General features: G+C 71.7%; 13 protein-coding genes. 8 read left to right on the top strand and 5 right to left on the bottom strand.

The genetic code is table 11. From position 1 onward, the window contains the following. Window positions 1-126: 126 nt before the first annotated feature. Complete coding sequence (locus tag AC07FJ_RS13735) at window positions 127-2367, bottom strand: transglycosylase domain-containing protein (RefSeq protein ID WP_479048623.1); 2241 nt, start codon at window positions 2365-2367, stop codon at window positions 127-129. A 417-nt stretch (window positions 2368-2784) separates the two neighbouring features. Between AC07FJ_RS13735 and AC07FJ_RS13730 the strand changes: the two genes are divergently transcribed. Then, window positions 2785-3129: a WhiB family transcriptional regulator gene (locus AC07FJ_RS13730; RefSeq protein ID WP_355361744.1), complete on the top strand. Its 345-nt coding sequence runs from the start codon at window positions 2785-2787 to the stop codon at window positions 3127-3129. Between the two features lie 118 nt (window positions 3130-3247). Here AC07FJ_RS13730 and bagB read toward each other — a convergent pair whose 3' ends face one another. Together bagB and bagA are read right to left on the bottom strand one after the other, a co-directional pair. Then, a complete protein-coding gene (gene bagB, locus AC07FJ_RS13725; RefSeq protein ID WP_479048620.1) occupies window positions 3248-4606 on the bottom strand; it encodes an ATPase BagB in 1359 nt (452 codons plus the stop codon). After that, on the bottom strand, window positions 4603-5571 hold the full coding sequence (gene bagA, locus AC07FJ_RS13720) for an ATPase BagA (protein ID WP_479048617.1): 969 nt from the start codon (window positions 5569-5571) through the stop codon (window positions 4603-4605). Before bagA ends, bagB begins: the two co-directional genes overlap by 4 nt. A gap of 90 nt (window positions 5572-5661) precedes the next feature. On the opposite strand from bagA, the gene AC07FJ_RS13715 reads away from it, so the two are divergent. The 4 genes from AC07FJ_RS13715 (at window position 5662) to AC07FJ_RS13700 (ending at window position 8205) form a co-directional block, all read left to right on the top strand. After that, window positions 5662-5820: a Sp36 family protein gene (locus AC07FJ_RS13715; RefSeq protein WP_003967454.1), complete on the top strand. Its 159-nt coding sequence runs from the start codon at window positions 5662-5664 to the stop codon at window positions 5818-5820. Continuing rightward, window positions 5817-6287: a RidA family protein gene (locus tag AC07FJ_RS13710; protein ID WP_355361738.1), complete on the top strand. Its 471-nt coding sequence runs from the start codon at window positions 5817-5819 to the stop codon at window positions 6285-6287. Before AC07FJ_RS13715 ends, AC07FJ_RS13710 begins: the two co-directional genes overlap by 4 nt. Before the next feature lie 170 nt (window positions 6288-6457). Further along, complete coding sequence (locus tag AC07FJ_RS13705) at window positions 6458-7378, top strand: NUDIX hydrolase (RefSeq protein ID WP_479048612.1); 921 nt, start codon at window positions 6458-6460, stop codon at window positions 7376-7378. Then, window positions 7375-8205 carry an MBL fold metallo-hydrolase gene (locus AC07FJ_RS13700; protein WP_479048609.1) on the top strand — a complete coding sequence of 277 codons (831 nt, stop codon included), beginning with the start codon at window positions 7375-7377 and terminating at the stop codon, window positions 8203-8205. Before AC07FJ_RS13705 ends, AC07FJ_RS13700 begins: the two co-directional genes overlap by 4 nt. Before the next feature lie 89 nt (window positions 8206-8294). Here the strand turns inward: AC07FJ_RS13700 and AC07FJ_RS13695 are convergent, their stop codons facing one another. Then, window positions 8295-8969, bottom strand: coding sequence for a Crp/Fnr family transcriptional regulator (locus AC07FJ_RS13695; RefSeq protein ID WP_010473292.1), 675 nt, complete (start codon window positions 8967-8969; stop codon window positions 8295-8297). Window positions 8970-9302: 333 nt separating this feature from the next. Between AC07FJ_RS13695 and nth the strand changes: the two genes are divergently transcribed. The 3 genes from nth (at window position 9303) to AC07FJ_RS13680 (ending at window position 12497) form a co-directional block, all read left to right on the top strand. After that, complete coding sequence (gene nth, locus AC07FJ_RS13690) at window positions 9303-10334, top strand: endonuclease III (RefSeq protein WP_479048606.1); 1032 nt, start codon at window positions 9303-9305, stop codon at window positions 10332-10334. A 153-nt stretch (window positions 10335-10487) separates the two neighbouring features. After that, on the top strand, window positions 10488-11231 hold the full coding sequence (locus AC07FJ_RS13685; protein WP_479048603.1) for an NUDIX hydrolase: 744 nt from the start codon (window positions 10488-10490) through the stop codon (window positions 11229-11231). Between the two features lie 66 nt (window positions 11232-11297). After that, window positions 11298-12497, top strand: coding sequence for a MarP family serine protease (locus tag AC07FJ_RS13680; RefSeq protein WP_468286983.1), 1200 nt, complete (start codon window positions 11298-11300; stop codon window positions 12495-12497). Between the two features lie 165 nt (window positions 12498-12662). On the opposite strand, the gene AC07FJ_RS13675 is transcribed toward AC07FJ_RS13680, so the two are convergent. Continuing rightward, a complete protein-coding gene (locus tag AC07FJ_RS13675; protein ID WP_361426005.1) occupies window positions 12663-12851 on the bottom strand; it encodes a hypothetical protein in 189 nt (62 codons plus the stop codon). Between the last annotated feature and the right edge of the window lie 11 nt (window positions 12852-12862).

Here is a 12862-nt window from a genome sequence, read left to right as displayed (position 1 = left end):
GGGTGGGGCCCCGCAACAAAAAGCGGGTCTGCTACACACAGGTGGGAGGCAAAGGGAAACCAAAGGGGGGGCCCCCTCTCTTCTTCAGTGTGTCACCGCCCCCCTTGCGTACACGGTCCGGCAGGCTCAGCGGCCCCAGTCCCAACCGCCGTTGCCGCCACCGTTGTTCCCCTGGCCGCCGCGTCCGTTCCCGCCGCCGATCAGGTCCGGCGGGATGGAGATGCCCGGCCACGGCGAGTGGCCTCCGCCGCCCGGCTTGGGGTCGTCGCCCGGCTTGGGCTTCCCCTTGCCGTCGGGCTTCGGCGCGTCCGGGATGGCGACGGGCACGAACGACGGCGAGTCCGCTCCCTCCAGCGCGCCCGTCATCGCGTCCTTCCAGATGGGGCCGGGGACCTGACCGCCGAAGACCTTCTCGTGGTACTCCCCGCCGATGGTGATGTACTCCATCTCCACCTGCTGGGTGGGGCTGCCGACCCAGACGGCGCCCGACAGGTTCGGGGTGTAGCCGACGAACCACGCGTTCTTGCGGCCGTCCGTCGTACCGGTCTTGCCCGCGTTGTCACGGGACGAGAGGCCGGCCTGCCGGCCCGTACCGGAGTCCACCACACCGCCCAGCAGCTCGTTGATCGTGTCGGCGGTCCGCTCCGACATGGCCTTCGTGCACGCGCTCTTCGGCACCTCCATGCTCTTGCCGTCCGCCGTCTTGATGGACTCGATGGCGATCGGCGTGCAGTACGTGCCCCGGTTGGCGAAGGCCGCGTACGCGGTCGCCATGGTCAACGGCGACATCCCGTCGGAGCCGAGGGTGAGCGCGGAGGGCTTCTCGGGGAGCTTCTTGTCGTTGCCCATCACCACGCCCAGCTTGTCCGTCATCTCCGTGACCGGGCACATGCCGATCTCGGCGATCATCTGGACGAAGTAGGTGTTGACCGACAGCTCCATGGCCTCCCTGAGCGCGTAGGGGCCGACCTCCTTCTCGTTCTCGTTCTCCACGGTGTCGCCGCCCACGTTGCGCCACGGCTTGCCGCCGCACGTCGACACCGAGTCCGGGTACGGCATCTGGTACGGCGCCGAGTACACCTGCGTCGGCGGCCTGCCCTGCTCCAGGGCCGCCGCCGCGACGAACGGCTTGAACGTCGAGCCGACCGGGAAGCCGTAGTTCGACCCGCCCATGCTCTTGTTGACCGAGTAGTTGATCTGCGTCTCGTCCTTGCCGAAGCCGTACGGCTTGGACTGGCCCATCGCGAGGATCTTGCCGGTGCCGGGCTGGACCATCGTCACCGCCGTCGCGACCTTGTCGCTCTGGTAGACGTGTTCCGTTATCGACGCCTGCGTCGCCTTCTGCGCCTGCGGGTCGAGCGTCGTGCGGATCGTCAGGCCGCCGCGGTTCCAGATCTTGTTGCGCTCCTCCCGGTCCTTCCCGAAGACGGGGCTGGAGAGGAACGCCTCGCGTACGTAGTCGCAGAAGAAGCCCGCGCCGTCGACGGCGGTGATGCAGCCGTTCTTCGGCTTGCTGACCTTCAGCTGGATCGGGGTGGCCTTCGCGCGGTCGGCCTCCGCCTGGCTGATGTCACCGACGGCCGCCATGCGCTGCAGCACGATGTTGCGCCGCTTGGTCGCCTCCTCCACGTCGTTGACGGGGTCGTAGCGGCTCGGCGACTGGACGAGGCCGGCCAGCATCGCGGCCTCCTCCAGGGTCAGGTCCTTGGCGGACTTGGAGAAGTAGCGCTTGGCCGCGGCCTCGACGCCGTACGCCTGCTGCCCGAAGAAGGTGATGTTGAGGTAGTTCTCGAGGATCTTCTTCTTCCCGAGCTCCTCCTCCACCTGGATCGCGTACTTCAGCTCCTGGATCTTGCGGCCGAGCGTCTGCTGCGTGGCCTGCGCGACCTTGTCGGGGTCGTCGCCGGCCTCCTCCACGAAGACGTTCTTCACGTACTGCTGCGTCAGCGTCGAGGCGCCCTGCGCCACACCGCCCGACTGGGCGTTGCGGTTGAGCGCGCGCAGCACGCCCTTGAGGTCGATGGCGCCGTGCTCGTAGAAGCGCGAGTCCTCGATGGCGACGATCGCCTTCTGCATGTACGGGGAGATGTCCTTGAGGTCCACGACCGTGCGGTCGCGGGAGTAGACGGTGGCGATCTGGCCACCCTCGGCGTCGAGGATCGTGGTGCGCTGGCTCAGTGGCGGCCGCTTCAGGTCGGCCGGGATCTCGTCGAACCCCTGGACCGTCCCCTTCGCCGCGAGGCCCAGCACGCCGGCCGCGGGCAGGGCGATGCCCGCCAGTACGGCTCCGGAGAGCACGCTGACACCGAGGAACTTGGCGGCCTGCTGGGTGCCGGTCAGGCCTCCGCCCGAGCGCTTCTTTGGCATGGCAGCAGCCTACGTTCTCATTCGCCGGACACGCGTATATGCCTTGGCCTAAGCTGGTCACAACTGTCACAGCAGTCGCGGATCTTTCGGCCCGACCACCGAAGGAGCCTGCCCCGCCCCTGTCTTCGCGCCCGCCGGTCGCCCTCGCCGGGCGGTGTCCGTTTCCGCCGCATGCGTCAGCGGACGCCTGTTGTTGATCATCGGACATGTCGTGTTGTAGGGGATGAGGGGGATATGTCCACGGGTCACTCCCCTGGGTGATCTGCCGCGTACGCATAGTCCGTTCGGGCCATTCAAGATTGGGCCCGAAGGGGGTGTTGCGCTGTGTCCACCTTCCGTAACGTCCTCAACTGGCGGCGGTGAATATGCCGCTCGCCGCCGTGGGGGAGCCTCGATTCGGGAGAGGACGGCGCCGGTATGGGCTGGGTAGCTGACTGGAGTGCGCAGGCGGCCTGCCGCACTACCGATCCGGATGAACTTTTCGTGCAGGGAGCGGCGCAGAACAGGGCCAAGGCGGTGTGCACCGGATGTCCGGTGCGGACCGAGTGCCTGGCCGACGCGCTGGACAACCGCGTCGAGTTCGGCGTGTGGGGCGGTATGACGGAGCGTGAGCGGCGCGCACTGCTGCGCCGGCGCCCGACCGTCACCTCGTGGCGCCGGCTCCTGGAGACCGCGCGCACGGAGTACGAGCGCAGCGCGGGCATCCTGCCCGTCGCGCTGAACGACGACGAGACGTACGAGTCGTACGCCGCGGTGGGGTAGCCGCCGTCGGTGGCCCGGCCCCGGCTCCGGCGAGGCTCCGGCTCCGGCGAGACCGCACTCCGGCGAGGCTCCGGCCCCGGCTCCGGCGAGGCCCCACTTCAGCGAGGGCCCGCCGCCGCTAGCGCGTGCCCCCGGTCGCGCCCGCGCCGCCCGCGGTCGCGTCCCCGGTCGCGTTTGCCGTCGCCAGCCGGTCACCGATCGCGCGGAGACCGGCGAGGTCGTGTACGTCGCCGGGCAGAGCGGCCACTTCGGCCACCGCCACCTCGGGGTGGAGCGCGGCGAAGCGGTCACGCGTGCGGCGCTCGCGGGCGAGCACCTGCATGCGCTCGGCGTGCAGGCGGAGCAGACCGGCCGTCACCTGGGCGACGGCGGGCGAGACCTCGACAAGGGCATCGCTGGCGGGTGACGCGGGGGGCGGCTCGGGAGAGGTGGCCTCCGACGGGCTGTCGTCGTGGCCGCCACGAACACCAGTCTTCCCGGCGCCCTGATCCACAATGCGGCACTCGTCAAGATTTTCCGCATGCTCCCCGTCCAGGACCTCCGCCGCCGCCAGCGCCCGCTCGGCCGACAGCCGCGCGGCGCCGCTCCCGTGGACCCGGTTGAGGACCAGACCGGCCAGCGGCATCTTCTCCGCCGCCAGGCGCTCCACGAAGTACGCCGCCTCACGCAGCGCGTCCCGCTCGGGCGCGGCCACCACCAGGAAGGCCGTGCCCGGCGCCTGGAGCAGCCGGTACGTGGCGTCCGCGCGCGTACGGAACCCGCCGAACATCGTGTCCATCGCCGCCACGAAGGTCTGTACGTCGCGCAGCAGCTGACCGCCGAGCAGCTTGCCGAGGGTCCCCGTCATCATCGACATGCCGACGTTCAGGAACTTCATCCCGGCCCGGCCGCCCACCTTCGCGGGCGCCATCAGCAGCTTGATGAACGTGCCGTCCAGGAACGACCCGAGCCGCTTCGGCGCGTCCAGGAAGTCCAGCGCCGAGCGGGACGGCGGCGTGTCGACCACGATCAGGTCCCACTCGTCGCGCGCCCGCAGCTGGCCCAGCTTCTCCATCGCCATGTACTCCTGCGTGCCCGCGAAACCGGCCGACAGGGACTGGTAGAAGGGGTTGCCCAGGATCGCGCGGGCCCGCTCCGGGTCCGCGTGCGCCTCGACGATCTCGTCGAAGGTGCGCTTCATGTCCAGCATCATCGCGTGCAGCTCGCCGCCGCCCTCGATGCCGTCGACGCGCCGCGGGACGTTGTCCAGCCGGTCGATGCCCATCGACTGGGCGAGCCGGCGGGCCGGGTCGATGGTCAGCACCACCACCTTGCGGCCCCGCTCCGCCGCCCGTACGCCCAGGGCCGCCGCGGTCGTCGTCTTGCCGACGCCGCCCGCGCCGCAGCACACGATGATGCGGGTCGCCAGGTCGTCGAGGAGCGGATCGACCTCCAGGGCCGGGGCCGGGTCCAGGGCTCGGGCCTGGTTCGGAGTCATGCGGTCGTCCCCCCAAGCTGCTCGCGTACGTCCTTGGCCAGCCGGTACAGCCCCGCGATGTCGGCGCCCTCCCCCAGGAAGGGCAGTTCGTACGTCGGGACCTGAAGCTTCGCCAGTACCTCGCGCTGCTCCCGCTCCAGCTCCACCCGGCGCGCGTGCTCGGCGGCCTGGTCGAGGAGCGGGGTGACCAGCCGGGCCGGGGCCTTCACCCCCGCCGCGGCGAGCGCCTTGGCGATGTCCTTGCGGTGGTCGCCGGCGGCCGCCCGTACCGCGTGCTCGTCCAGCACGTGCGGCCGGACCATGTTGACGATGACGTTGCCGACCGGGAGCGAGGCGTCGCGCAGCTCGGCGATGCCGTCCGCGGTCTCCTGGACGGGCATCTCCTCCAGCAGGGTCACCAGGTGCACGGCCGTCTCCGGGGACTTCAGCACCCGCATCACGGCCTGCGCCTGGTTGTGTATCGGGCCGATGCGCGCGAGACCGGCCACCTCGTCGTTGACGTTCAGGAACCGGGTGATGCGGCCGGTCGGCGGGGCGTCCATGACGACGTAGTCGTACGTGAACCCGCCGTGCTTCTCCCGGCGGCGTACCGCCTCGCACGCCTTGCCCGTCAGCAGGACGTCGCGTACGCCGGGGGCGATGGTGGTCGCGAAGTCGATGGCGCCGAGCTTCTTCAGCGCCCGCCCGGCCGAGCCGAGTTTGTAGAACATCTGGAGGTAGTCGAGGAGGGCGCGCTCGGCGTCTATGGCCAGCGCGTACACCTCGCCGCCGCCCGGCGCGACGGCGATCTTGCGCTCCTCGTACGGAAGCGCCTCCGTTTCGAAGAGTTGTGCGATGCCCTGTCTGCCTTCGACCTCCACGAGGAGGGTCCGCTTGCCCTCGGTCGCGAGGGCGAGCGCGAGGGCGGCGGCGACCGTCGTCTTACCGGTACCGCCCTTGCCGCTGACGACCTGGAGCCTGCTCACGCCGTCGAGCCTAACCAGTGCCCCGGCACGGCAAGCAGGAGGCTGCCCTTGGCGGCGTCGCCGTCGGTGGCAGCGGCTACAGTCGGCACCATGACCAAGTGGGAATACGCGACTGTGCCGCTTCTCGTGCACGCGACCAAGCAGATCCTGGACACCTGGGGCGAGGACGGCTGGGAGCTCGTCCAGGTCGTGCCGGGACCGAACAACCCCGAGCAGCTCGTGGCGTACCTGAAGCGGGAGAAGGCGTGACCGGCCGGGTCGAGGCGACGCTGGCCGAGCTCGGCCTGACGCTGCCGCAGGTCGTACCGCCGCTGGCGGCGTACCAGCCGGCCGTCCAGTCGGGCGTGTACGTGTACACCGCGGGCCAGCTCCCGATGGTGGAGGGCAAGCTTCCGGTCACCGGCAAGGTGGGCGGCGAGGTCACGCCCGAGGAGGCCAAGGAACTCGCGCGCATCTGCGCGCTGAACGCGCTGGCGGCCGTCAAGTCGGTCGCCGGGGACCTGGACCGCATCGCGCGCGTCGTGAAGGTCGTCGGCTTCGTCGCCTCCGCGCCGGACTTCACCGGGCAGCCGGCCGTGCTCAACGGCGCGAGCGAGCTGCTGGGCGAGGTGCTCGGCGACAAGGGCGTGCACGCGCGCAGCGCGGTGGGCGTCGCGGTGCTGCCGCTGGACGCGCCGGTCGAGGTCGAGATCCAGGTCGAGCTCGTCCAGGACTGACGGTCTGGGCTGACCGGTCTGGTACCGGCCGCTGGTACCGGCCGTCCGGGACTGACCGTCCGGGACCGAGCGTCCGGGACTGAACGGTGCGGGACTGGACCGGAGGCGGCGGGTTTCCGGGCTGCCGGATCCCTCTCGAACATCGGGCCGGATGCGCATAGCATCCGGCCATGTCCAATGGTCAGTGGTACCCACCCGAGTGGCCCGATCGGATCCGCGCGCTCGCCGACGGCTCCCTCGAGGTGGTGCCCCCGCGGCGGGCCGCGACCGTCATGCTCCTGCGCGACGCCGCCGAGGTCCCCGAAGGCACCGAGAGCACCCACGGCACGCAGGGCACGCAGGTCCACATGCTGCGGCGGCGCACCTCCATGGCGTTCGCGGGCGGCGCGTACGCGTACCCGGGCGGCGGGGTCGACCCCCGCGACCGGACCCCCGTGCGCTGGGCGGGCCCGTCCCCTGCCGACTGGGCGTCCCGCCTCGGGGTCGCGGACCCCGCCGAGGCGCAGGCCGTCGTCTGCGCGGCGGTGCGTGAGACGTACGAGGAGGCGGGGGTCCTGCTCGCGGGGCCGACCGCCGACACCGTCGTCGCGGACACCACGGGCGACGACTGGGAGGCCGACCGGGCGGCCCTGGTGGCCCGGGAGCTGGCCTTCGCGGAGTTCCTGGACCGGCGCGGGCTGGTGCTCCGCTCCGACCTCCTCGGGGCGTGGGCGCGCTGGATCACCCCGGAGTTCGAGCCCCGCCGCTACGACACCTGGTTCTTCGTGGCCGCCCTGCCCGAGGGCCAGCGCACCCGGAACGCCTCCACCGAGGCCGACCGCACGGTGTGGATCCGCCCGGCGGACGCGGCGGCGGGGTACGACCGGGGCGAGCTGCTGATGATGCCCCCGACGATCGCCACCCTGCGCTCCCTCGCGCGGTACGCCACCACGCCCGCCGCCGCCCTGGCCGCGGCACGGGACCGGGACCTCACCCCCGTACTGGCCGAGGCGCGCCTGGAGGGCGACCAGGTGGTCCTGAGCTGGCCGGGCCACGACGAGTTCACCAAGCGGGTGTCCTCGCAGCTGCCGACAGGGGGGCCTTCCGCATGACCGACGCCGCCGCGCTTCCCGGACAGCCGCGCGGAGCCGTGATCTCCGGCCCCGCCACCCGACGCGCCGTCAACGTGCTCGCGCCCAACCCGTCCGCCATGACCCTCGACGGCACGAACACCTGGATCCTGTCCGAGCCGGACTCCGCGCTCGCCGTGGTCGTCGACCCCGGGCCGCTCGACGACGGCCACCTGTCCCGGGTCGTCGAGACCGCCGAGCGGCTGGGCAAGCGCGTCGCGCTCACGCTCCTCACGCACGGCCACGCCGACCACGCGGAGGGCGCCGCCCGCTTCGCCGAGCTGACCGGGGTGCCGGTACGGGCCCTGGACCCGGCGCTGCGCCTCGGCGACGAGGGGCTACGGGCGGGGCAGCTGATCGAGGTCGGGGGCCTGGAACTGCGCGTCGTACCGACGCCCGGGCACACCGCCGACTCGCTCAGCTTCCACCTCCCGGCCGATCGCGCCGTACTGACCGGGGACACCATCCTGGGCCGCGGTACGACGATGGTGGCGCACCCGGACGGCCGTCTCGGCGACTACCTGGACTCGCTGCGGCGGCTGCGCTCGCTGACGGTCGACGACGGGGTCCACACGGTGCTGCCGGGGCACGGGCCGGTGCTGGAGGACGCCCAGGGCGCGGTCGAGTACTACCTGGCCCACCGCGCGAGCCGGCTCGCGCAGGTGGAGACGGCTGTCGAGAACGGCTACCGGACCGCGCCGGAGGTCGTGGCGCACGTGTACGCGGACGTGGACCGTTCGCTGTGGCCCGCGGCCGAGCTGTCGGTACGGGCGCAGCTGGAGTACCTGAGCGAGCACGGCCTGATCTGAGCCCGCCGGGACGCACGAAGGGCCGCCCCGCGATCCGCGGGGCGGCCCTTTCGTACGAACGGGGTACCGGTGACGGCTACCGGCGTGGGTCAGCGCGAGCGCTTGGCCAGCCGCTCCACGTCCAGCAGGATCACGGCGCGGGCCTCCAGACGGAGCCAGCCGCGGCCGGCGAAGTCGGCGAGGGCCTTGTTGACCGTCTCGCGGGAGGCGCCGACGAGCTGGGCCAGCTCCTCCTGGGTGAGGTCGTGCACGACGTGGATGCCCTCCTCGGACTGCACGCCGAAGCGGCGCGACAGGTCCAGGAGCGCGCGGGCGACGCGGCCCGGCACGTCGGAGAAGACCAGGTCCGACATCTGGTCGTTGGTCTTGCGCAGGCGCCGCGCGACGGCGCGCAGCAGGGCGCTGGCCACCTCGGGGCGGGCGTTCAGCCAGGGCTGGAGGTCGCCGTGGCCCAGGCCGAGGAGCTTGACCTCGGTCAGCGCGGTGGCGGTGGCGGTGCGCGGGCCCGGGTCGAAGAGGGACAGCTCGCCGATCAGCTCGCCGGGGCCCAGGACGGCGAGCATGTTCTCGCGCCCGTCGGGGGAGGTGCGGTGCAGCTTCACCTTGCCCTCGGTGACCACGTAGAGCCGATCGCCCGGGTCGCCTTCGTGGAAGAGCGCGTCGCCACGGGCGAGCGTCACCTCACTCATCGAGGCGCGGAGCTCCGCGGCCTGCTCGTCATCGAGCGCCGCGAAGAGCGGGGCGCGCCGCAGAACGTCGTCCACGAGTTCTCTCCTATGTCGACCTGCTCAGGGACGTTGGGTGTGGGTCCCATGATGCCGGACGGTAAAACAGTGCGATCAATCACAACAAGTTTGACGCACTGGTACGCGTGTCCGTGCGGCAGGGCCCCGATTGGGTCGTGATCGCCCGTGCCCGGGGCGGATGACGGTGTCGGCGCTTAGGCTGGCCGGGTGTCCAATTCGCCGGTGAGAGCGCAGGCCAAGGGGGCCGGGAGAGTGTCCGGGGAACAGAATTCCGCTGTGGGCGAACACGCGTCGCCTTCACCGAAAAAATCGACAAAGGCGGCTCAATCGGGCGGTTCGTCACGAGTGCGTGTGGCCGCCGCGCCAACCGCCGCGTCCAAGCCCGCGCCCAAACCGTCTCGCGCCGCGGCCGGGAAGACGGCAGGCAAGGCGGCCGGGAAGACGGTCGACAAGACCACGGGCAAGGCGGCCGGCAAGGCGGTCGGCAAGACCACGGGCAAGGCGGTCGGCAAGGCGGTCGGCAAGACCACGGGCAAGGCGGTCGGCAAGGCGGTCGGCAAGACCACGGGCAAGGCGGTTGGCAAGGCCACGGGCGCGACCGCGGGCAAGAGCGAGTCGCGGCTCGCGATGGTGCGGCGGGCCCGCCGCATCAACCGGGAGCTCGCCGAGGTGTATCCGTACGCCCACCCCGAGCTCGACTTCCGCAACCCCTTCGAGCTGCTCGTCGCGACCGTCCTGTCGGCCCAGACGACCGACCTCCGCGTCAACCAGACGACCCCGGCGCTCTTCGCGAAGTACCCGACCCCCGAGGACATGGCCGCCGCCGTCCCCGAGGAGCTGGAGGAGCTGATCCGGCCCACCGGCTTCTTCCGCGCCAAGGCGAAGTCCCTGATCGGGCTCTCCACGGCGCTCAGGGACACCTTCGGCGGAGAGGTCCCCGGCCGCCTGGAGGACCTCGTCACCCTCCCCGGCGTGGGCCGCAAGACCGCCAACGTGGTCTTGGGTAACGCTTTCGGCGTACCGGGCGTCACTGTGGACACCCACTTCGGCCGCCTCGTACGCCGCTGGAAGTGGACGGAGCAGGAGGACCCGGAGAAGGTCGAGGAGGAGGTCTGCGCGATCTTCCCGAAGTCCGAGTGGACCATGCTGTCCCACCGCGTGATCTTCCACGGCCGCCGGATCTGCCACTCCCGCAAGCCGGCCTGCGGCGCCTGTCCCATCGCGCCGCTGTGCCCGTCGTACGGCGAGGGCGAGACGGACCCGGAGAAGGCGAAGAAGCTGCTGAAGTACGAGATGGGCGGCCTGCCGGGTCAGCGCCTGGCCCCGCCGCCGGACTATCCGGGACGGCCCGCCGCCCCGCTCGCCACGGGCGACGACGAGTGACGGAGCGGGTAACGGACCGAGTGACAGAGCGGGTAACGGACCGAGTGACGAACCGGGTAACGGGCCGCATGGCAGTCCGCGTCACAGCTCGAGTCACAGAGGGTGAGGGAACGAACCGGGGAGCGGAATACGTTGGGAGAGCCGGGGGTGCCTATGACGCGCGCTGAGCAAGACGCCCGGCAGGAGGGCGCAGGACACGCGGGCCGTACCGGTACGGCCGGCGGAGCCGGTACGGCGGTGGCCGTCAGTGACGACGGCCTGCCCGCGTGGCTACGGCCCCTCGCCCGCGCGGCCCGCACCATCGCGCCCGAGGAGCTGAGCCGTTTCCTGCCGCCCGAGGAGGGGGGCCGCCAGGCCGCGGTGCTGATCCTCTTCGGCGAGGGCGAGCGCGGCCCCGAGCTGCTCCTCATGGAGCGCGCCGGCAGCCTGCGCTCGCACGCCGGCCAGCCGTCGTTCCCCGGCGGCGCCCTCGACCCCGAGGACGGCGACCCGGCCACCACGGGTCCGCTGCGCGCCGCGCTGCGCGAGGCGGAGGAGGAGACGGGCCTCGACCCCGCCGGCGTACAGATCTTCGGCGTGCTGCCGCGCCTCTACATCCCGGTGAGCGGTTTCGTCGTGACGCCCGTCCTCGGCTGGTGGAGGTCCCCGAGCCCGTTCCGCGCCGTCGACCCGGCCGAGACCGCCCGCGTCTTCACGGTGCCCGTGGCGGATCTCACGGACCCGGCCAACCGCGCCACGACCGTCCACCCCAGCGGCCACCGCGGGCCGGCGTTCCTGGTCGCTTCCGCCCTCGTGTGGGGCTTCACCGCCGGCGTCATCGACCGCATCCTCCACTTCGCCGGATGGGAGCGCCCCTGGGACCGGACCAGGCAGGTCCCGCTCGACTGGCGCTCATGACAGGCTGATGACTCCGCTCCGAGGCCGGCCGGGGTGGCCGGAGACGAATCTGCGAGGCTAATGACGGTGAACGTGCTGGACATCCTGTTGCTGGTCGCCGCCGTCTGGTTCGCGATCGTTGGCTACCGCCAGGGTTTCGTCGTCGGAATCCTGTCGGTGATCGGCTTCCTCGGCGGCGGCCTCGTCGCGGTCTACCTGCTCCCGCTCGCCTGGGGACCGCTGACGGGCGACGCCAAGGTCTCGACGACCGCCGCGATCGTCGCCGTCGTCATCGTCATCGTCTGTGCCTCCGTGGGCCAGGCCTTCACCACCCACCTCGGCAACAAGCTCCGCCGGCACATCACCTGGTCGCCCGCTCGCGCCCTGGACGCCACCGGCGGCGCCCTCGTCAACGTGGTGGCGATGCTGCTGGTGGCGTGGCTGCTCGGCTCCCTCCTCGCCCCCACCACCCTGCCGACCATCGGCAAGGAGGTGCGCGGCTCCAAGGTGCTGCTCGGGGTCGACCGGGTGCTGCCCGACCAGGCCGACACCTGGTTCGACGACTTCCGCTCCGTACTGGCGCAGAACGGCTTCCCGCAGGTCTTCAGCCCGTTCTCCAACGAGCCCATCACCGAGGTCCGCCCGCCCGACCCGGCGCTCGCGGGCAGCCCGGTGGCGGCCCGCGCCCAGAAGTCCATCGTCAAGGTCGTCGGTACGGCCCAGGGCTGCGGCAAGGTCCTCGAAGGGACCGGCTTCGTCTTCGCCGAGCGCCGTGTGATGACCAACGCCCACGTGGTGGGCGGCGTCGACGAACCGACCGTCCAGATAGGCGGTCAGGGACGGCTGTACGACGCGCGGGTGGTCCTGTACGACTGGCAGCGCGACATCGCCGTACTGGACGTACCGGACCTGCAGGCGACGCCGCTGCAGTTCACGGACACGGACGCGCGGAGCGGGGACAGCGCGATCGTCGCGGGCTTCCCGGAGAACGGCGCGTACGACGTCCGCTCCGCGCGCGTCCGCGGCCGGATCAACGCCAACGGCCCGGACATCTACCACCGCGACGAGGTGCGCCGCGATGTGTACTCGCTCTTCGCGACCGTCCGCCAGGGCAACTCCGGCGGCCCGCTGCTCACCCCGGAGGGCAAGGTCTACGGAGTCATCTTCGCGAGGTCCCTGGACGACGTGAACACCGGTTACGCCCTGACGGTCGACGAGATCCGCGAGGACATCGAGCGCGGCCGCACCGCCAACCAGCAGGTCGACAGCCAGGCCTGCGCGCTCTGACACGGACTGCCGGGCTCAACCGTCCAGCTGAGCCCGGCCTTCAATCGTCCGGTTCGCGCACGCGCCCCGCGCCGGCCGAGTCCGGCGCTCAACCACCCGGCCGAGCCCGGTAGTCCGTCAGTCCGGTAGCGGCAGTCCGGCAGTCCGGCAGTCCGTCAGTCCGGCTCAGTCGCGGGGATGCCGCAGCCGGGCCGAGACCCAGCGGGCACGGCGGCGCAGGATGAGCGAGATCCCGAGGCGGGGATCGGGCCCCTGGCCCTGCGGGCCGCTCCTCTGCGGGTTCGGCGCGGAAGCCGAGGCCGAGACCGAGCGGCGGTTGCGTGCTGCGTCAGCGTAGTCGTGCGTCCAGCCCATACCCGGACCTC

Source organism: Streptomyces sp. NPDC045998, assembly GCF_056430285.1.
The sequence above is the reverse complement of the archived record's forward strand: the minus strand, read 5'-3'. Positions and strand labels throughout refer to the sequence as shown.